Source organism: Aeribacillus sp. FSL K6-8210 (assembly GCF_037963925.1).
Classification (GTDB): Bacteria; Bacillota; Bacilli; order Bacillales; family Aeribacillaceae; genus Aeribacillus; species Aeribacillus composti.
The window spans coordinates 138,698-157,477 of the sequence record NZ_CP150172.1; the positions used below are offsets into that span (position 1 = coordinate 138,698).

The following is an 18,780-nucleotide window of genomic DNA, read 5'->3' on the forward strand; positions in this document are numbered from 1 at the left end:
TGTAATAGTATTTATTTTATTATATAAAACATGGAATGCTATTTACAAGATATTATTATGCTGATTTGAGGGGTGACTCAGTTGACAAGTCAACTAGTTCAGTACGGACGACACCGCCAACGCAGAAGTTATGCGCGTATTAAAGAAGTGTTGGAATTACCTAATCTTATTGAAATCCAAACCTCTTCGTATCAGTGGTTTCTTGATGAGGGTCTTCGTGAAATGTTTCAAGACATATCTCCTATCGAAGATTTCACTGGTAACCTCTCGCTTGAGTTTATTGACTACAGCTTAGGTGAACCGAAATACTCCGTTGAAGAAGCAAAAGAACGCGATGTTACTTATTCTGCCCCGCTGCGGGTAAAAGTGCGCCTAATTAATAAAGAAACAGGCGAAGTGAAAGATCAAGATGTATTTATGGGCGATTTTCCGCTTATGACGGAAACCGGCACATTTGTGATCAATGGCGCAGAACGAGTAATTGTTTCCCAATTAGTCCGTTCACCTAGTGTTTACTACAGCGACAAAATTGATAAAAACGGTAAGAAGGGCTTTACAGCTACCGTCATTCCAAACCGTGGCGCTTGGTTAGAGTACGAAACAGATGCAAAAGATGTTATATATGTCCGCATTGATCGCACTCGCAAATTACCAGTTACGGTTCTTTTACGTGCCCTTGGGTTTGGCTCTGATCAAGAAATCATCGATGTGTTCGGAGAAAATGAATATTTAAGAAATACGTTGGATAAAGACAATACCGAAAGCCCAGAAAAGGCGCTTCTTGAAATTTACGAACGCCTGCGTCCTGGTGAACCGCCAACAGTTGAAAACGCAAAAAGCTTATTGATCTCCCGTTTCTTTGATCCAAAAAGATATGATTTAGCAAGTGTCGGCAGATATAAAATTAACAAGAAACTTCATATCAAAAACCGACTCTTTAATCAACGATTAGCAGAAACTCTAGTCGACCCTGAAACTGGAGAAATCATTGCTGAAAAAGGAACTATTATTGATAGAAGAACGCTGGATAAAATTTTGCCTTACCTTGAAAAAGGAATAGGTTTTAAAAAATTCACTCCTGATGGTGGAGTAGTTGATGAAGACATCACGTACCAATCTATTAAAATTTATGCTCCAAACGATCCGGATGGAGAAAAAATTCTCAACGTTGTTGGCAACGCAAACATTGATGAAAGTGTAAAAAACATTACGCCAGCAGACATTATTGCGTCCATCAGCTACTTCTTTAATTTGCTATATGGAGTAGGAAATACAGATGATATTGACCATCTAGGAAACCGCCGTCTTCGTTCGGTAGGGGAGCTTTTGCAAAACCAGTTCCGAATCGGACTTTCACGGATGGAGCGTGTTGTGAGGGAAAGAATGTCCATTCAGGATGCCAATACGATTACTCCGCAGCAATTAATCAACATCCGTCCAGTAATTGCGGCCATTAAAGAATTTTTTGGCAGCTCCCAATTGTCCCAATTCATGGATCAAACAAATCCTCTTGCAGAACTGACGCATAAGCGCCGTTTATCTGCATTGGGACCTGGCGGACTCACACGTGAACGAGCAGGCTTTGAAGTTCGCGACGTCCATTATTCCCATTATGGACGCATGTGTCCAATTGAAACGCCTGAAGGTCCAAATATCGGATTGATTAACTCATTATCAACATATGCAAAAGTAAACCGTTTCGGTTTTATTGAAACGCCGTATAGAAGAGTTGACCCTGAAACAGGGAAGGTAACAGACCGAATTGACTATTTGACAGCTGACGAAGAAGATAACTATGTTGTTGCTCAGGCTAACGTGCCAGTAGCAGAGGATGGAACGTTTTTAGAAGATAATATTGTTGCCCGTTTCCGCGGGGAAAACATAGTGGTGAAAAAAGACCGTGTCGACTACATGGACGTTTCGCCTAAGCAAGTTGTATCAGCAGCAACAGCTTGTATCCCGTTCTTGGAAAACGATGACTCCAACCGTGCATTAATGGGTGCGAACATGCAGCGCCAAGCTGTTCCTTTGCTTCAACCAGAAGCGCCTATTGTTGGTACCGGAATGGAGTATGTATCGGCTAGAGACTCTGGAGCAGCTGTCATCTGCAAGCACGCAGGCGTTGTCGAACGAGTTGAAGCCAACAGAATTTTAGTTCGCCGTTATGAAGAAGTGGACGGCCAAAAGGTTAAAGGTGATCTCGACGAGTACAAATTGTTGAAATTCGTCCGTTCCAACCAAGGAATGTGCTACAATCAGCGCCCAATTGTATCTGTTGGAGACGAAGTCGAGAAAGGCGAAATTTTAGCTGACGGTCCTTCCATGGAAAAGGGAGAGCTTGCTTTAGGCCGAAATGTACTTGTCGCCTTTATGACATGGGATGGATATAACTATGAAGATGCCATCATCATGAGCGAGCGTCTTGTAAAAGAAGACGTCTATACTTCCATCCATATTGAAGAATATGAGTCTGAATCCCGTGATACAAAATTGGGTCCGGAAGAAATCACTCGTGATATTCCAAATGTCGGAGAAGACGCTCTTCGCAACTTGGATGAACGAGGCATTGTCCGCATTGGAGCAGAAGTTAAAGACGGCGACTTGCTTGTTGGGAAAGTAACGCCAAAAGGAGTTACAGAACTGACTGCTGAAGAACGATTATTGCACGCTATTTTTGGAGAAAAAGCACGTGAGGTTCGTGATACATCACTTCGTGTTCCGCATGGGGGCGGAGGTATTGTTCTTGATGTAAAAGTGTTTAACCGTGAAGACGGAGATGAACTGCCTCCAGGTGTCAACCAGCTGGTGCGTGTATACATTGTACAGAAGCGTAAAATCTCTGAAGGAGATAAAATGGCAGGCCGCCATGGAAACAAAGGGGTTATTTCCCGAATTCTCCCTGAGGAGGACATGCCGTTTTTGCCGGATGGAACACCAGTTGACATCATGTTAAATCCATTAGGAGTACCTTCCCGGATGAACATCGGGCAAGTACTGGAATTGCACCTAGGAATGGCGGCTAAGAAGCTGGGCATTCATGTTGCAACTCCGGTATTCGATGGTGCGACAGAAGAAGATGTATGGTCAACAATTGAAGAAGCTGGGATGGCTCGTGATGCGAAAACGGTCCTTTACGACGGCCGCACTGGGGAACCTTTCGATAATCGCGTGTCTGTCGGAATCATGTATATGATCAAACTGGCGCACATGGTTGACGATAAACTGCATGCTCGTTCCACAGGTCCATACTCGCTTGTTACACAGCAACCGCTCGGCGGTAAAGCACAGTTCGGTGGACAGCGGTTCGGAGAAATGGAGGTTTGGGCTTTAGAAGCCTATGGAGCAGCATATACATTGCAAGAAATCCTTACTGTAAAATCAGACGATGTTGTCGGTCGTGTAAAAACATACGAGGCAATCGTAAAAGGCGAAAATGTGCCTGAACCTGGAGTTCCTGAATCTTTCAAAGTATTAATTAAGGAGCTTCAAAGCTTAGGACTGGATGTTAAAATTCTCTCAAGCGATGAACAAGAAATCGAAATGAGAGAATTGGAAGATGAGGTAAATTCCACCCAGTCAGATGGCCTCTCTTTAACGACTGATACAATCGAAGAGGAAGTTGTTGATAAAGAAGAAAAAGATGCAGTTGCCAAAGAGTAAAGGAATTTTTTGCTACGGAAGATAAAAAGGGAGGTAGGCCCCTTGCTGGATGTAAATAATTTTGAGTATATGCACATCGGTCTTGCTTCACCTGATAAAATTCGTTCATGGTCATATGGTGAAGTGAAAAAACCAGAAACGATCAACTATCGTACTTTAAAGCCTGAAAAAGACGGTTTGTTTTGTGAACGTATATTCGGTCCGACAAAAGATTGGGAATGCCACTGCGGAAAATATAAACGGGTTCGCTATAAAGGCGTAGTATGCGATCGATGCGGTGTTGAGGTTACGCGAGCAAAAGTGCGTCGGGAGAGAATGGGGCATATCGAACTTGCTGCCCCTGTCTCTCATATTTGGTATTTCAAAGGGATTCCAAGCCGTATGGGACTAGTTCTTGACATGTCACCTCGAGCATTGGAAGAAGTTATTTATTTTGCCTCTTACGTCGTGACAGATCCTGGGGACACACCACTTGAAAAGAAACAGCTTTTATCTGAAAAAGAGTATCGCACATACCGCGAGAAATACGGAAATGCCTTCCAAGCATCAATGGGTGCGGAAGCAATTAAAAAATTATTGCAAGATATCAATCTTGATAAAGAAGTAGAAGCGTTAAAAGAAGAGCTTAAATCTTCTCAAGGCCAGCGGCGCACAAGAGCGATTAAACGCCTTGAAGTGATGGAGGCATTCAGAAATTCCGGAAATGACCCTTCATGGATGGTGTTGGATGTACTTCCTGTCATTCCGCCTGAATTGCGGCCGATGGTTCAATTGGATGGCGGACGCTTTGCAACTTCCGATTTGAACGATTTGTATCGCCGTGTTATTAACCGAAACAATCGTTTAAAAAGACTGTTGGATCTTGGAGCGCCAAGTATCATCGTGCAAAATGAGAAACGGATGCTTCAAGAGGCTGTTGACGCACTTATTGACAATGGACGCCGTGGTCGTCCAGTTACTGGACCGGGAAATCGTCCACTGAAGTCACTCTCTCATATGCTGAAAGGAAAGCAAGGACGCTTCCGTCAAAACCTGTTAGGAAAACGGGTTGACTACTCTGGACGTTCCGTTATCGTTGTCGGCCCAAATCTGAAAATGTATCAATGCGGTTTGCCAAAGGAAATGGCGCTTGAGCTCTTTAAGCCTTTTGTCATGAAGGAGCTTGTTGAAAAAGGGCTGGCACATAACATTAAAAGCGCCAAACGGAAAATTGAACGCGTCCATCCTGAAGTTTGGGATGTGTTGGAGGAAGTCATTAAAGAACATCCGGTTCTGCTTAACCGGGCACCGACTTTGCACAGATTAGGAATCCAAGCGTTCGAACCAACGTTAGTCGAAGGGCGCGCCATTCGTCTACATCCGTTGGTATGTACAGCCTATAATGCTGACTTCGACGGTGACCAAATGGCTGTTCACGTTCCGTTATCGGCAGAAGCACAAGCAGAAGCAAGGCTGTTAATGCTTGCGGCTCAAAACATTTTAAATCCGAAAGACGGAAAACCGGTTGTTACGCCTTCACAAGATATGGTGTTGGGGAACTATTACTTAACAATGGAACGTGAAGGAGCGATCGGAGAAGGGAAAATTTTCAGAGATCCTGATGAGGCGCTCATTGCCTATCAAAACGGCCATGTACATTTGCATACACGAATTGCAGTACATGCCGGTTCCTTAAAGAACGAAACATTTACAGAAGAACAAAATAAAAAGCTTCTGATCACAACGGTAGGAAAATTAATATTCAACGAAATACTGCCGAATTCGTTCCCGTATATTAATGAGCCGTCAACTAAGAACATTCAAGAATGCACGCCTGATAAATATTTTGTTGATCCGGCACAGGTAGATGTGCGGGAGCACATTAAAAACCAAGAAATCATTCCGCCATTTAAAAAAGGAATTTTAGGAAAAATTATTGCCGAAGTCTTTAAGAGATTCCATATTACTGAAACATCGAAAATGCTTGACCGCTTAAAAGATTTAGGCTTTAAATATTCGACTAAAGCCGGAATTACAATCGGTGTTTCTGATATTGTTGTGTTGGCGGAAAAAGAAGCAATTTTAAAAGAGGCGCAAGCTAAAGTTGACAATGTCTTGAAGCAATTCAGACGCGGATTAATCACTGAAGATGAGCGGTACGATCGTGTTATCTCTATTTGGAGTGCTGCTAAAGACACCATTCAAAGCAAGCTGATGAATTCATTAGATAAGCGGAATCCGATTTTCATGATGAGCGATTCAGGAGCTCGCGGAAATGCATCTAACTTCACGCAGCTTGCGGGAATGCGCGGACTGATGGCTAACCCTGCTGGACGAATTATTGAGCTTCCAATTAAATCGAGTTTTAGAGAAGGTTTGACAGTGTTAGAATACTTCATCTCGACCCATGGTGCCAGAAAAGGTCTGGCAGATACAGCATTAAAAACTGCTGACTCCGGTTATTTAACACGCCGCCTTGTAGATGTTGCGCAAGATGTGATTATTCGTGAGGAAGACTGCGGAACAGACAGAGGAATTTTAGCGAGAGCGCTGAAAGACGGTTCAGAAGTTATCGAAAAACTCGAGGAACGGATTATCGGACGATATGCAAGAAGATCGGTTATTCATCCTGAAACGGGCGAAGTGCTTGTCAGGGAAAATGAAATGATTACCGAAGACATAGCAGCTCAAATTGTCAATGCAGGGATAGAAGAAGTTTGGATTCGCTCTGCATTCACATGTAATACAAGACATGGTGTATGTAAAAAATGTTATGGACGGAACTTGGCTACCGGCACTGATGTCGAAGTAGGCGAAGCGGTAGGAATTATCGCTGCTCAATCGATCGGAGAGCCGGGTACACAGCTGACGATGCGTACTTTCCACACCGGTGGGGTTGCCGGCGACGACATTACCCAAGGTTTGCCGCGTGTTCAAGAATTGTTTGAAGCCCGTAATCCAAAAGGGCAAGCGGTTATTTCAGAAATTGACGGGGTAGTTGCTGAAATTAATGAAGTGAGAGATAAGCAGCAAGAAATTGTCGTCCGCGGTGAAGTGGAAACACGCACATACATGGCGCCATTTAACGCCCGCTTAAAAGTAGCTGTGGGGGACCGTGTAGAGCGCGGCCAAGAAATTACGGAAGGTTCAATAGATCCAAAAGAATTGTTGAAAGTAAAAGACATTTTAGCCGTTCAAGAATATTTGCTTCGTGAAGTGCAAAAAGTGTACAGAATGCAAGGTGTGGAAATCGGCGATAAGCATATTGAAGTAATGGTGCGGCAAATGCTGCGGAAAGTCCGTGTCATCGATTCCGGCGATACGGATGTTCTGCCGGGAACACTCCTTGACGTTCATCAATTTACAGAAGCGAATAAAAAGGTGCTTTTGGAAGGAAAACGCCCTGCAACAGGACGGCCGGTATTGCTCGGTATTACAAAGGCATCGCTTGAAACGGAGTCCTTCTTGTCTGCCGCATCATTCCAAGAGACAACACGCGTATTAACGGATGCGGCCATTAAAGGAAAACGGGATGAACTGTTAGGCTTGAAGGAAAATGTTATTATCGGTAAGCTTGTTCCGGCTGGAACAGGAATGCAGCTCTATAGAAAAATAAAACCGGTCATGAATAAAAAATCCGTTGACGAAACGATTTCGGTTGAATAATTGTCGGGGAAAAGATGGATGCCGTAAAATGCACAGTTGACATCCATCTTTTCCAATGTTAATATTATCAAGGTGTGTAAATATCACCTGTCACTTTGGAGGATATGAAATATGTCTTATGAAAAAGTAGCACAGGCTGAAAAGATTATTATTGGTACAAAGCAAACAGTGAAAGCTCTGAAAAATGACACTGTAAAGGAAGTTATCATTGCAGTGGATGCTGACCCGAAAGTGACAAACAAAGTGGTTCAGCTGGCTGAAGAGAAAGAAGTTCCTTTAATTAAGGTCGATTCTATGAAGAAGCTCGGAAAAGCTTGCGGAATAGAAGTTGGAGCGGCAGCTGTTGCAATTATAAAATAAACATTGTTTTTGTAGATTTCTGCAAAAACAATTGTTTTTACCAAATTATGAACCGCCTGGATGTGTGGGTTTGAAAAAACGTTTGAAGGGAGGAAATGTATATGCCTACAATTAACCAATTAGTGCGAAAAGGCCGCACGCGCAAAGTAGTAAAATCAAAATCTCCTGCGTTAAACAAAGGATACAACAGCTTCAAAAAAGAACAAACAAATTTATCTTCGCCGCAAAAACGAGGAGTATGTACACGTGTTGGAACAATGACACCTAAAAAACCAAACTCAGCTCTTCGTAAATATGCACGTGTCCGCTTGTCAAACGGAATTGAAGTAACAGCTTATATTCCGGGGATCGGACATAACCTGCAAGAGCACAGCGTTGTGCTAATCCGCGGCGGACGTGTAAAAGACTTGCCTGGTGTCCGCTATCATATCGTACGCGGAGCTCTTGACACAGCTGGAGTTGAAAACCGTAAGCAAGGCCGTTCCAAATATGGAACGAAACGTCCTAAAAACTAAAAGATAATATAATAAATACAGAATGAAGGGAGGAATTTAGTGATGCCACGTAAAGGACCTGTACCAAAACGTGACGTACTACCAGATCCAATTTACAATTCAAAATTAGTAACTCGTCTGATTAATAAAATCATGATTGACGGTAAAAAAAGCAAAGCGCAAAAAATTCTTTACAATGCATTTGATATCGTGAGAGAACGAACTGGCAAAGATCCAATGGAAGTGTTTGAACAAGCATTGAAAAATATTATGCCAGTATTAGAAGTTCGTGCACGCCGTGTAGGGGGCGCAAACTACCAAGTACCTGTAGAGGTTCGTCCTGAACGCCGCACAACTTTGGGTCTTCGCTGGTTAGTAAACTATGCCCGCCTTCGTGGTGAAAGAACGATGGAAGAACGTCTTGCGGCTGAAATCATTGACGCAGCAAACAACACAGGTGCGGCAGTGAAAAAGCGTGAAGATACACATAAAATGGCTGAAGCGAATAGAGCATTTGCACATTACCGCTGGTAATAAACATAATATTTATCAATACCCATGAAGGAAGGAGAAATTACCCGATGCCAAGAGAGTTCTCCTTAGAAAAAACTCGCAATATCGGTATTATGGCGCACATTGATGCTGGTAAGACGACAACAACTGAGAGAATTTTGTTCTATACAGGCCGCATTCACAAAATCGGGGAGACTCACGAAGGAGCTTCCCAAATGGACTGGATGGAGCAAGAACAAGAACGCGGTATTACCATTACATCTGCCGCTACAACAGCTCAATGGAAGGGACATCGGATCAATATTATTGATACGCCAGGGCACGTAGACTTCACGGTTGAAGTTGAACGTTCTTTGAGAGTCCTAGACGGAGCAGTTGCAGTTCTTGATGCTCAGTCTGGTGTTGAGCCGCAAACGGAAACAGTTTGGCGCCAAGCAACAACATACGGAGTGCCGCGCATTGTATTTGTTAACAAAATGGATAAAATCGGCGCAGACTTTTTATACTCTGTCAAAACACTTCACGATCGCTTAGAGGCTAACGCACACCCTATTCAGCTCCCGATTGGAGCAGAAGATCAATTTCAAGGTATCATTGACCTTGTGGAAATGAAAGCATATTACTATCTGGATGATCTAGGTACGCGTTCGGAAGCTCGTGAAATTCCAGACGAGTATAAAGAACAAGCAGAAGAGCTGCACACTCGATTGATTGAAGCAGTTGCAGAGCTTGATGAAGAATTGATGATGAAGTACCTTGAAGGAGAGGAAATTTCCGTTGACGAGCTGAAAGCAGCTATCCGTAAAGGTACTTGTAACGTTGAGTTTTATCCTGTTTTATGCGGCTCAGCTTTTAAAAACAAAGGCGTGCAGCTAATGCTGGATGCGGTAATTGATTACTTGCCATCGCCAATCGATGTGCCACCGATAAAAGGCGTCATCCCTGATACAGAGGAAGAAACAGTTCGCAAATCAAGCGACGATGAACCATTTGCTGCATTGGCGTTTAAAGTAATGACAGACCCATATGTAGGAAAATTAACTTTCTTCCGCGTATATTCAGGAACATTAAGTTCCGGTTCATACGTATCCAATTCCACAAAAGGTAAACGTGAACGGATTGGACGTATTCTACAAATGCACGCGAATCACCGCGAAGAAATTCCAATGGTATATGCAGGTGATATTGCTGCTGCAGTTGGTTTAAAAGATACAACAACTGGAGATACTCTATGTGATGAAAACCATCCGGTTATTTTAGAATCGATGGAGTTTCCAGAGCCTGTTATCAGAGTTGCGATTGAACCTAAATCAAAAGCAGACCAAGACAAAATGTCAACAGCATTGCAAAAACTATCTGAAGAAGACCCAACATTCAAATCGCATACGGATCCGGAAACTGGCCAAACAATTATTGCCGGTATGGGCGAACTTCACCTAGACATTATCGTTGACCGTATGAAACGTGAATTTAAAGTTGAATGTAATGTAGGTGCGCCGCAAGTTGCGTATCGCGAAACATTCCGCTCATCCGCACAAGTTGAAGGTAAATTCGTACGTCAATCAGGCGGACGCGGACAATACGGTCACGTTTGGATCGAATTCAGTCCAAATGAAGAAGGAAAAGGATTTGAATTCGAAAACGCAATTGTCGGTGGTGTCGTTCCACGCGAGTACATCCCAGCGGTTCAGGCTGGTTTGGAAGATGCAATGCAAAACGGTGTGCTTGCAGGCTATCCGTTAATTGACATTAAAGCTAAACTTTTTGATGGGTCTTACCACGATGTTGACTCAAGTGAGATGGCGTTTAAAATTGCCGCTTCACTTGCCCTTAAAAATGCTGCTCAAAAATGTAACCCGGTACTCCTTGAGCCAATTATGAAAGTTGAAGTAATTGTACCTGAAGAGTACATGGGAGACATCATGGGTGATATCACTTCACGCCGTGGACGTGTGGAAGGAATGGAAGCACGTGGAAATGCACAAGTTGTAAAAGCAATGGTTCCACTTGCTGAAATGTTTGGTTATGCAACCGCACTTCGTTCCAATACACAAGGACGCGGTACATTTACGATGCACTTCGATCATTACGAAGAGGTGCCTAAAAACATTGCAGAAGAAATTATCAAAAAAAATAAAGGCGAATAATTGATTTTCAACCATTGTTCAAGTATAAATACTTATGTAGCCCTTGGATGCGGATGCACTTGCGCCGCCTCCAAGTATTCTATATATTTATTTAAAATGAAACATATTTTTTTAAGGAGGAAAAATTACTTATGGCTAAAGCGAAATATGAACGCTCTAAACCACATGTTAACATTGGTACAATCGGCCACGTTGACCATGGTAAAACTACTTTGACTGCAGCTATTACTACTGTTCTTGCAAAACAAGGTAAAGCTGAAGCTCGTGCATATGATCAAATTGACGGTGCTCCAGAAGAGCGTGAACGCGGAATCACGATTTCAACTGCGCACGTAGAATACGAAACTGACAACCGCCACTATGCACACGTTGACTGCCCTGGACACGCAGACTATGTTAAAAACATGATCACTGGTGCTGCTCAAATGGACGGCGCTATCCTAGTTGTTTCTGCTGCTGACGGTCCTATGCCGCAAACTCGTGAGCACATTCTTTTATCTCGCCAAGTAGGTGTGCCTTACATCGTTGTATTCTTAAACAAATGCGACATGGTAGACGACGAAGAATTATTAGAACTAGTTGAAATGGAAGTTCGTGACCTTCTTTCTGAATATGACTTCCCTGGCGACGATGTACCTGTTATCAAAGGTTCTGCGCTTAAAGCACTTGAAGGAGATGCTGAATGGGAAGAAAAAATCATTGAATTAATGAACGCAGTTGACGAATACATCCCAACTCCAGAACGCGATACAGAAAAACCTTTCATGATGCCTGTTGAAGACGTATTCTCTATCACTGGTCGCGGTACAGTTGCAACTGGTCGTGTAGAACGCGGCGTTGTAAAAGTTGGTGACGAAGTAGAAATCGTTGGTTTAGCTGAAGAATCTAAGAAAACAACTGTTACTGGTGTTGAAATGTTCCGTAAGCTTCTTGATCAAGCTGAAGCTGGAGACAACATCGGTGCTTTACTTCGCGGTATCGCACGTGACGAAGTAGAACGCGGTCAAGTTTTAGCAAAACCTGGTTCTATCACACCGCACAAAAAATTCAAAGCACAAGTTTACGTTCTTTCTAAAGAAGAAGGTGGACGTCATACTCCATTCTTCTCTAACTATCGTCCACAATTCTATTTCCGTACTACAGACGTAACTGGAATTATCACTCTTCCAGAAGGCGTAGAAATGGTAATGCCTGGAGATAACGTTGAAATGACTGTTGAACTCATTTCTCCAGTTGCGATTGAAGACGGTACGAAATTCTCTATCCGCGAAGGCGGTCGTACTGTAGGTGCAGGATCTGTTTCAGCTATCCTTGACTAATTGAAAAAAGCGAGTCGAATAGGCTCGCTTTTTTTATTATAAATATGAAGTCTGCAAAGCATTAACTTTTAAAGAAACAACACTAAATTTTATAGGAAATCCTGAATTTTTCTTGCATTAGACACCTGTTTTTTATATAATGTATAACGTTGGTCTTTGACTGCGATGAAGCGGGAGGTTGCTGATACACCCGGCCGCTTTGCCATGGCGGGCGTACAGGAAATTCTCGTGGAGAATTGTCTATGGAAAGTAGGCGAAAAGGAGGGAAAATAATGGCAAAACAAAAAATTCGAATTCGATTAAAAGCGTATGATCACAGAATCCTTGATCAATCTGCCGAAAAAATTGTAGAAACTGCAAAACGTTCGGGAGCAAATGTTTCTGGTCCAATTCCGCTACCGACTGAAAAAACAGTTTATACAATTCTTCGAGCAGTGCACAAATATAAAGATTCTCGTGAACAATTTGAAATGCGTACACATAAACGTTTAATCGATATTGTCAACCCTACACCGCAAACGGTTGATGCGTTAATGCGTTTAGATTTGCCTTCTGGTGTAGACATTGAAATTAAACTGTAACGATAGATTAAAACATTTGAAATTTAGGAGGTGTGACTCATGACCAAAGGAATCTTAGGAAGAAAAATTGGAATGACGCAAGTATTTGCAGAAAACGGTGAATTAATTCCTGTTACTGTAGTTGAAGCATCCCCAAACGTCGTTCTTCAAAAGAAGACTGTTGAAACAGACGGCTACGATGCGATTCAACTAGGTTTTGAAGACAAGCGTGAAAAGCTTGCAAACAAGCCGGAAAAAGGTCACGCTGCAAAAGCAAATACTGCTCCTAAGCGCTTCATTCGTGAAGTTAGAGGTGCTAATGTAGACGAGTATGAAATTGGTCAAGAGGTTAAAGTAGACATTTTTTCTGCTGGGGAACTTGTTGATGTGACAGGTATTTCTAAAGGGAAAGGATTTCAAGGTGCGATTAAACGTCACGGACAATCACGTGGCCCAATGTCTCACGGTTCACGGTACCACCGTCGTCCTGGTTCAATGGGAGCCATTGCACCAAACCGTGTTTTTAAATCAAAAGAACTTCCTGGAAGAATGGGCGGTGAACGCGTAACCGTTCAAAATCTTGAAGTTGTAAAAGTAGATGCTGAACGCAATCTTCTTTTAATCAAAGGGAATGTTCCGGGACCGAAAAAATCATTAGTTATTATTAAATCTGCAGTAAAAGCGAAGTAATTTCAACAGGAAAGGAGGAAACGGAAAAATGCCGAAAGTTACGTTATATAACCAAAACGGATCAGCAGTTGGCGAAATCGAATTAAATGATTCTGTTTTTGGTATTGAGCCGAATAAACACGTATTATTTGAAGCTGTCATTATGCAAAGAGCTTCTCAAAGACAAGGCACTCATAAAGTAAAAAACCGTTCTGAAGTTAGTGGCGGTGGCCGTAAGCCATGGCGTCAAAAAGGTACAGGACGCGCACGTCAGGGATCCATCCGTTCACCTCAATGGCGCGGAGGTGGTACAGTATTTGGACCAACACCTCGCACATATGCATACAAATTACCGAAAAAAGTCCGCCGCTTAGCAATCAAATCAGCTTTATCTTCTAAAGTTCAAGAGAACAATATTGTTGTATTAGAAGATTTAGTGTTGGAAGCTCCAAAAACGAAAGAAATGGCTGGAATTCTCAAAGGGCTTTCCGTTGACAGAAAAGCGCTGATTGTAACAGGAGACGAAAACGAAAATGTAATCCTGTCTGCACGCAATATTCCAGGTGTAACAGTTGTTACGGCTAATGGAATCAACGTGTTGGATGTGTTGAGCCATGATAAACTTGTTATTACAAAAGCAGCGGTGGAAAAAGTAGAGGAGGTGCTTGGATAATGAAGGATCCTCGAGATATTATTAAGCGCCCCATCATCACTGAACGTTCAATGGATCTAGTAGCTGACAAAAAATATACATTTGAAGTAGATGTGAAAGCAAACAAAACAGAAGTGAAGGACGCTATTGAAAAAATTTTCGATGTCAAAGTTGAAAAAGTCAACATTATGAATTACAAAGGAAAACTTAAACGTGTTGGCCGGTTCAGCGGTTTGACAAATCGCCGTAAAAAAGCAATCGTGAAATTAACGGCAGACAGCAAAGAAATCGAATTGTTCGAAGCATAATTTTGAAAGTGAAGGAGGGAAACTGAGATGGCGATTAAAAAATATAAACCAACCTCTAACGGTCGCCGCGGCATGACAGTATCTGATTTTGCTGAAATCACTACTGACAAGCCGGAAAAGTCGTTGCTTGCTCCGCTTCATAAAAAAGCAGGACGCAACAACCAAGGTAAGCTAACTGTTCGTCATCAAGGCGGAGGCCATAAACGTCAATATCGTATTATTGATTTTAAGCGCGATAAAGATGGAATACCAGGACGCGTTGCTACTATTGAGTACGATCCAAACCGCTCCGCAAACATTGCATTAATTAACTATGTTGACGGAGAAAAACGCTATATTCTGGCTCCTAAAAACTTAAAAGTAGGAATGGAAGTAATGTCAGGACCTACAGCTGATATTAAAGTTGGAAACGCACTTCCTCTTCAAAATATCCCAGTAGGTACTGTCATTCATAACATCGAATTAAAACCAGGAAAAGGCGGACAATTGGTTCGTTCTGCAGGTACTTCAGCTCAAGTGCTTGGTAAAGAAGGAAAATATGTATTAGTTCGTTTAGCTTCTGGTGAGGTCCGCATGATTTTGGCAACTTGCCGTGCCACTGTCGGCCAAGTAGGGAATGAGCAGCATGAATTAATTAATATTGGTAAAGCAGGACGTTCCCGCTGGTTAGGCAAACGTCCAACAGTTCGCGGATCTGTTATGAACCCTAGCGATCACCCGCACGGTGGGGGAGAAGGAAAAGCACCTATTGGTCGTAAATCTCCTATGACGCCTTGGGGTAAACCGACTCTTGGGTTTAAAACTCGCAAAAAGAAAAACAAATCCGATAAATTTATCGTTCGCCGTCGTAAAAAATAACGGGGTTGTTCTACGGTTCATCAGAACCGTAGCGCAATCACGAAGGGAGGTAACATTATGGGTCGTAGCTTAAAAAAAGGACCATTCTGCGATGATCATTTAATGAAAAAAATCGAAAAATTAAATGAAACTGGAAGCAAACAAGTCATCAAAACTTGGTCTCGCCGTTCAACTATTTTCCCATCTTTCATCGGTCATACCATTGCGGTCTATGATGGAAGAAAACATGTTCCGGTATACATTACTGAAGACATGGTAGGACATAAGCTTGGAGAGTTTGCTCCAACTCGTACTTACAGAGGCCATGCCGGCGATGACAAGAAGACAAAACGCTAATATGAGAGGAGGATTTTAGGATGCAGGCTAAAGCTGTTGCGAGAACAGTACGAATTGCTCCTCGTAAAGCTCGTTTAGTTATTGACTTGATCCGAGGAAAGCAAGTTGGTGAGGCAATTGCCATTCTTCGCCATACACCTAAAGCTGCTTCACCAATTATTGAAAAAGTGTTAAAATCGGCTGTTGCAAATGCAGAGCATAACTATGACATGGACGGAAACAATTTATATATTGAAAAGGCTTATGTTGATGAAGGACCAACTTTGAAACGCTTTAGACCACGTGCACAAGGTAGAGCGAGCCAAATCAACAAACGCACAAGCCATATTACGATCATTGTTTCGGAAAAAAAGGAGGGATAATTAGTGGGTCAAAAGGTAAATCCAGTCGGTCTTCGAATTGGCATCATTCGTGATTGGGAATCGAAATGGTATGCAGAAAAAGATTATGCAGACCTGTTACATGAAGACCTCAAAATTCGTGAATACATTAATAAACGTTTAAGCGATGCATCCGTTTCCCGCATTGAAATTGAACGTGCGGCAAACCGTTTAAATATCACTATCCACACAGCTAAGCCAGGAATGGTTATCGGTAAAGGTGGTACAGAGGTCGAAGCTTTAAGAAAGGCTTTGAACCAACTAACTGGCAAACGTGTGCACATTAATATTTTAGAAATTAAAAAAGCTGATTTAGATGCAAAACTTGTTGCGGAAAATATTGCACGTCAGCTAGAAAACCGCGCTTCGTTCCGTCGTGTTCAAAAACAAGCGATCCAACGTGCAATGCGCGCAGGTGCATTAGGTATTAAAACAATGGTATCCGGCCGTCTTGGTGGTGCAGATATCGCACGTTCTGAACATTACAGTGAAGGAACGGTACCGCTTCATACTCTTCGTGCAGACATCGATTACGGAACTGCAGAAGCGGATACAACGTACGGAAAATTGGGCGTAAAAGTTTGGATTTATCGTGGAGAAGTTCTTCCAGCTAAAAAGAACAATGAGGAAGGAGGCAAATAATTATGTTAATGCCTAAACGCGTAAAATATCGTAGAGAACATCGCGGGAAAATGCGCGGACGTGCAAAAGGCGGCACTGAAGTTCATTTCGGTGAATATGGCATTCAAGCTCTTGAGCCTGCTTGGATCACCAACAGACAAATTGAAGCAGCACGTATCGCGATGACGCGTTATATGAGACGTGGCGGAAAAGTTTGGATTAAAATTTTCCCGTCTAAACCATACACGGCTAAACCTTTAGAAGTACGGATGGGTTCCGGTAAAGGGGCACCTGAAGGCTGGGTTGCCGTAGTGAAGCCGGGCAAAGTATTGTTCGAGGTTGCGGGTGTTTCTGAAGAAGTTGCACGTGAAGCACTGCGTCTTGCATCTCATAAATTACCGATCAAAACAAAATTTGTAAAACGTGAAGAAATTGGTGGTGAATCAAATGAAAGCTAAAGAAATTCGTGATCTAACCACTGCCGAAATTGAACAAAAAGTGAAATCTTTAAAAGAAGAATTGTTTAACTTGCGCTTCCAGCTTGCGACTGGTCAGCTTGAAAATACTGCCCGCATCCGTGAAGTACGCAAAACGATTGCTAGAATGAAAACTATTATTCGCGAAAGAGAAATTGCTGCAAACAAATAATCGTGAGAGGAGGTTTGCCAAATGAGTGAACGCAACAAGCGCAAAGTTTATACTGGACGCGTCGTGTCGGATAAAATGGATAAGACCATCACTGTTCTTGTTGAAACTTATAAAAAACACCCGCTTTACGGAAAACGCGTGAAATATTCTAAAAAGTTCAAAGCTCATGATGAGCAAAACAAAGCGAAAGTCGGCGATATCGTTCGCATTATGGAAACTCGCCCGCTATCTGCAACAAAACGTTTCCGTTTAGTTGAAATTGTAGAAGAAGCAGTTATTATTTAATTTGGTTCGGATGAAAAAAATTCCGAAGGGAGGTCACGAACATGATTCAACAAGAATCTCGTTTAAAAGTTGCTGATAACTCTGGTGCACGTGAATTGTTAACAATTAAAGTTCTTGGCGGATCTGGTCGTAAAACAGCAAATATCGGTGATATTATTGTCGGTACGGTTAAACAAGCAACACCAGGAGGCGTTGTTAAAAAAGGTGATGTAGTAAAAGCTGTTGTTGTGCGTACAAAACGTGGTGTGCGCCGTCCTGACGGTTCGTACATTCGTTTTGACGAAAACGCATGCGTCATCATCCGCGAAGACAAAAGCCCGAGAGGTACTCGTATTTTTGGACCGGTTGCGCGTGAACTTCGCGATAAAAACTTTATGAAAATCGTTTCTCTTGCTCCAGAAGTACTTTAATTATGAGTTTGGCTTACCAAGGAGGTGTGTAATCGATGCATGTTAAGAAGGGTGACAAAGTAATGGTGATCGCCGGAAAAGATAAAGGAAAACAAGGCGTGATCCTTGCAGCATATCCGAAAAAGAACCGCGTGCTTGTGGAAGGCGTGAACATCGTGAAAAAACATGCGAAGCCTTCTCAAGATAATACACAAGGCGGAATTATCAGTAAAGAAGCGCCTATTCATGTATCAAATGTAATGCCATTAGATCCAAAAACAGGTGAACCGACTCGTGTCGGTTATAAAATTGTGGACGGCAAAAAGGTGCGTGTAGCAAAAAAATCAGGTGAAATTTTAGATAAATAATTTGGAAGGGAGGTCTATTTATGAACCGCCTTAAAGAAAAATACGTAAAAGAAATCATACCTGCACTAATGAACAAGTTTAACTATAAATCTGTTATGCAAGTTCCTAAAATCGAAAAAATTGTCATCAATATGGGCGTCGGTGATGCAGTCCAAAATGCGAAAGCGCTGGACAGTGCTGTTGAAGAATTAACTCTCATTTCTGGTCAAAAACCTGTAGTGACTCGTGCGAAAAAATCCATTGCCGGCTTCCGGCTTCGTGAAGGAATGCCGATCGGCTGCAAAGTTACGCTTCGTGGAGAGCGTATGTACGATTTCTTTGACAAATTGATTTCCGTTTCTTTACCACGTGTGCGCGACTTCCGTGGTGTATCTAAAAAATCATTTGATGGCCGCGGCAATTATACGCTTGGTATTAGAGAACAACTTATTTTCCCAGAAATTGATTACGATAAAGTAAATAAAGTAAGAGGTATGGATATCGTAATCGTTACAACAGCAAAAACCGATGAAGAGGCTCGCGAGCTATTAACTCTGTTCGGCATGCCGTTCCAAAATAATCGCTAATT

General features: G+C 42.4%; 21 protein-coding genes. All 21 read left to right on the plus strand.

The features are described 5' to 3' along the window. The first annotated feature begins 81 nt into the window (after positions 1 to 81). The 21 genes from rpoB (at position 82) to rplE (ending at position 18,778) form a co-directional block, all read left to right on the plus strand. The gene (rpoB, locus tag NSQ41_RS00745; protein ID WP_339193827.1) at positions 82 to 3,660 is read left to right on the plus strand and encodes a DNA-directed RNA polymerase subunit beta; all 3,579 of its coding nucleotides are present in this window, start codon (positions 82 to 84) and stop codon (positions 3,658 to 3,660) included. 42 nt (positions 3,661 to 3,702) lie between these two features. After that, positions 3,703 to 7,305 carry a DNA-directed RNA polymerase subunit beta' gene (gene rpoC, locus NSQ41_RS00750; protein ID WP_339198305.1) on the plus strand — a complete coding sequence of 1,201 codons (3,603 nt, stop codon included), beginning with the start codon at positions 3,703 to 3,705 and terminating at the stop codon, positions 7,303 to 7,305. A gap of 111 nt (positions 7,306 to 7,416) precedes the next feature. Next, a complete protein-coding gene (locus NSQ41_RS00755) occupies positions 7,417 to 7,665 on the plus strand; it encodes a 50S ribosomal protein L7ae-like protein (protein ID WP_063387152.1) in 249 nt (82 codons plus the stop codon). 101 nt (positions 7,666 to 7,766) lie between these two features. After that, positions 7,767 to 8,180 carry a 30S ribosomal protein S12 gene (gene rpsL, locus NSQ41_RS00760; protein WP_063387153.1) on the plus strand — a complete coding sequence of 138 codons (414 nt, stop codon included), beginning with the start codon at positions 7,767 to 7,769 and terminating at the stop codon, positions 8,178 to 8,180. A 42-nt stretch (positions 8,181 to 8,222) separates the two neighbouring features. After that, a complete protein-coding gene (gene rpsG, locus NSQ41_RS00765; protein ID WP_063387154.1) occupies positions 8,223 to 8,693 on the plus strand; it encodes a 30S ribosomal protein S7 in 471 nt (156 codons plus the stop codon). Positions 8,694 to 8,740: 47 nt separating this feature from the next. Further along, a complete protein-coding gene (gene fusA, locus NSQ41_RS00770; RefSeq protein WP_066247907.1) occupies positions 8,741 to 10,819 on the plus strand; it encodes an elongation factor G in 2,079 nt (692 codons plus the stop codon). Between the two features lie 131 nt (positions 10,820 to 10,950). Beyond that, entirely contained in the window at positions 10,951 to 12,138 is a 1,188-nt protein-coding gene (gene tuf, locus NSQ41_RS00775; RefSeq protein ID WP_063387156.1) for an elongation factor Tu, read from the plus strand. A 272-nt stretch (positions 12,139 to 12,410) separates the two neighbouring features. Then, positions 12,411 to 12,719, plus strand: coding sequence for a 30S ribosomal protein S10 (gene rpsJ / locus NSQ41_RS00780; RefSeq protein ID WP_063387157.1), 309 nt, complete (start codon positions 12,411 to 12,413; stop codon positions 12,717 to 12,719). Between the two features lie 39 nt (positions 12,720 to 12,758). Then, on the plus strand, positions 12,759 to 13,388 hold the full coding sequence (gene rplC, locus NSQ41_RS00785; protein WP_063387158.1) for a 50S ribosomal protein L3: 630 nt from the start codon (positions 12,759 to 12,761) through the stop codon (positions 13,386 to 13,388). Between the two features lie 28 nt (positions 13,389 to 13,416). Then, the gene (rplD, locus tag NSQ41_RS00790; RefSeq protein ID WP_063387159.1) at positions 13,417 to 14,040 is read left to right on the plus strand and encodes a 50S ribosomal protein L4; all 624 of its coding nucleotides are present in this window, start codon (positions 13,417 to 13,419) and stop codon (positions 14,038 to 14,040) included. Next, positions 14,040 to 14,327 carry a 50S ribosomal protein L23 gene (gene rplW / locus NSQ41_RS00795; RefSeq protein ID WP_063387160.1) on the plus strand — a complete coding sequence of 96 codons (288 nt, stop codon included), beginning with the start codon at positions 14,040 to 14,042 and terminating at the stop codon, positions 14,325 to 14,327. The genes rplD and rplW overlap by 1 nt, the downstream gene beginning before the upstream one ends. A 27-nt stretch (positions 14,328 to 14,354) precedes the next feature. Next, the gene (gene rplB, locus NSQ41_RS00800; RefSeq protein WP_063387161.1) at positions 14,355 to 15,185 is read left to right on the plus strand and encodes a 50S ribosomal protein L2; all 831 of its coding nucleotides are present in this window, start codon (positions 14,355 to 14,357) and stop codon (positions 15,183 to 15,185) included. 57 nt (positions 15,186 to 15,242) lie between these two features. Further along, the gene (rpsS, locus tag NSQ41_RS00805) at positions 15,243 to 15,521 is read left to right on the plus strand and encodes a 30S ribosomal protein S19 (RefSeq protein WP_063387162.1); all 279 of its coding nucleotides are present in this window, start codon (positions 15,243 to 15,245) and stop codon (positions 15,519 to 15,521) included. Between the two features lie 20 nt (positions 15,522 to 15,541). Further along, positions 15,542 to 15,883, plus strand: a complete 342-nt coding sequence (gene rplV / locus NSQ41_RS00810; RefSeq protein ID WP_063387163.1) for a 50S ribosomal protein L22 — start codon at positions 15,542 to 15,544, stop codon at positions 15,881 to 15,883. 3 nt (positions 15,884 to 15,886) lie between these two features. Further along, positions 15,887 to 16,543, plus strand: coding sequence for a 30S ribosomal protein S3 (gene rpsC / locus NSQ41_RS00815; RefSeq protein ID WP_063387164.1), 657 nt, complete (start codon positions 15,887 to 15,889; stop codon positions 16,541 to 16,543). A 2-nt stretch (positions 16,544 to 16,545) separates the two neighbouring features. Beyond that, positions 16,546 to 16,980 (plus strand): 50S ribosomal protein L16, encoded by a 435-nt coding sequence (rplP, locus tag NSQ41_RS00820; protein WP_063387165.1) that lies wholly within the window; start codon positions 16,546 to 16,548, stop codon positions 16,978 to 16,980. Next, positions 16,970 to 17,170 (plus strand): 50S ribosomal protein L29, encoded by a 201-nt coding sequence (gene rpmC / locus NSQ41_RS00825; RefSeq protein WP_063387166.1) that lies wholly within the window; start codon positions 16,970 to 16,972, stop codon positions 17,168 to 17,170. Before rplP ends, rpmC begins: the two co-directional genes overlap by 11 nt. 21 nt (positions 17,171 to 17,191) lie before the next feature. Beyond that, the gene (gene rpsQ / locus NSQ41_RS00830) at positions 17,192 to 17,455 is read left to right on the plus strand and encodes a 30S ribosomal protein S17 (protein ID WP_063387167.1); all 264 of its coding nucleotides are present in this window, start codon (positions 17,192 to 17,194) and stop codon (positions 17,453 to 17,455) included. A gap of 41 nt (positions 17,456 to 17,496) precedes the next feature. Further along, entirely contained in the window at positions 17,497 to 17,865 is a 369-nt protein-coding gene (gene rplN, locus NSQ41_RS00835; protein ID WP_063387168.1) for a 50S ribosomal protein L14, read from the plus strand. Between the two features lie 35 nt (positions 17,866 to 17,900). Beyond that, positions 17,901 to 18,212 (plus strand): 50S ribosomal protein L24, encoded by a 312-nt coding sequence (gene rplX, locus NSQ41_RS00840; protein WP_339193834.1) that lies wholly within the window; start codon positions 17,901 to 17,903, stop codon positions 18,210 to 18,212. 20 nt (positions 18,213 to 18,232) lie between these two features. Beyond that, positions 18,233 to 18,778, plus strand: coding sequence for a 50S ribosomal protein L5 (rplE, locus tag NSQ41_RS00845; RefSeq protein ID WP_063387170.1), 546 nt, complete (start codon positions 18,233 to 18,235; stop codon positions 18,776 to 18,778). Positions 18,779 to 18,780: the final 2 nt, after the last annotated feature.

Coding starts and splice junctions, on each gene's coding strand:
- NSQ41_RS00755 (WP_063387152.1), top strand. CDS start 7,417: ATGTCTTATGAAAAAGTAGCACAGGCTGAAAAGATTATTATTGGTACA.
- rpsL (WP_063387153.1), top strand. CDS start 7,767: ATGCCTACAATTAACCAATTAGTGCGAAAAGGCCGCACGCGCAAAGTA.
- rpsG (WP_063387154.1), top strand. CDS start 8,223: ATGCCACGTAAAGGACCTGTACCAAAACGTGACGTACTACCAGATCCA.
- fusA (WP_066247907.1), top strand. CDS start 8,741: ATGCCAAGAGAGTTCTCCTTAGAAAAAACTCGCAATATCGGTATTATG.
- tuf (WP_063387156.1), top strand. CDS start 10,951: ATGGCTAAAGCGAAATATGAACGCTCTAAACCACATGTTAACATTGGT.
- rpsJ (WP_063387157.1), top strand. CDS start 12,411: ATGGCAAAACAAAAAATTCGAATTCGATTAAAAGCGTATGATCACAGA.
- rplC (WP_063387158.1), top strand. CDS start 12,759: ATGACCAAAGGAATCTTAGGAAGAAAAATTGGAATGACGCAAGTATTT.
- rplD (WP_063387159.1), top strand. CDS start 13,417: ATGCCGAAAGTTACGTTATATAACCAAAACGGATCAGCAGTTGGCGAA.
- rplW (WP_063387160.1), top strand. CDS start 14,040: ATGAAGGATCCTCGAGATATTATTAAGCGCCCCATCATCACTGAACGT.
- rplB (WP_063387161.1), top strand. CDS start 14,355: ATGGCGATTAAAAAATATAAACCAACCTCTAACGGTCGCCGCGGCATG.
- rpsS (WP_063387162.1), top strand. CDS start 15,243: ATGGGTCGTAGCTTAAAAAAAGGACCATTCTGCGATGATCATTTAATG.
- rplV (WP_063387163.1), top strand. CDS start 15,542: ATGCAGGCTAAAGCTGTTGCGAGAACAGTACGAATTGCTCCTCGTAAA.
- rplP (WP_063387165.1), top strand. CDS start 16,546: ATGTTAATGCCTAAACGCGTAAAATATCGTAGAGAACATCGCGGGAAA.
- rpmC (WP_063387166.1), top strand. CDS start 16,970: ATGAAAGCTAAAGAAATTCGTGATCTAACCACTGCCGAAATTGAACAA.
- rpsQ (WP_063387167.1), top strand. CDS start 17,192: ATGAGTGAACGCAACAAGCGCAAAGTTTATACTGGACGCGTCGTGTCG.
- rplN (WP_063387168.1), top strand. CDS start 17,497: ATGATTCAACAAGAATCTCGTTTAAAAGTTGCTGATAACTCTGGTGCA.
- rplX (WP_339193834.1), top strand. CDS start 17,901: ATGCATGTTAAGAAGGGTGACAAAGTAATGGTGATCGCCGGAAAAGAT.
- rplE (WP_063387170.1), top strand. CDS start 18,233: ATGAACCGCCTTAAAGAAAAATACGTAAAAGAAATCATACCTGCACTA.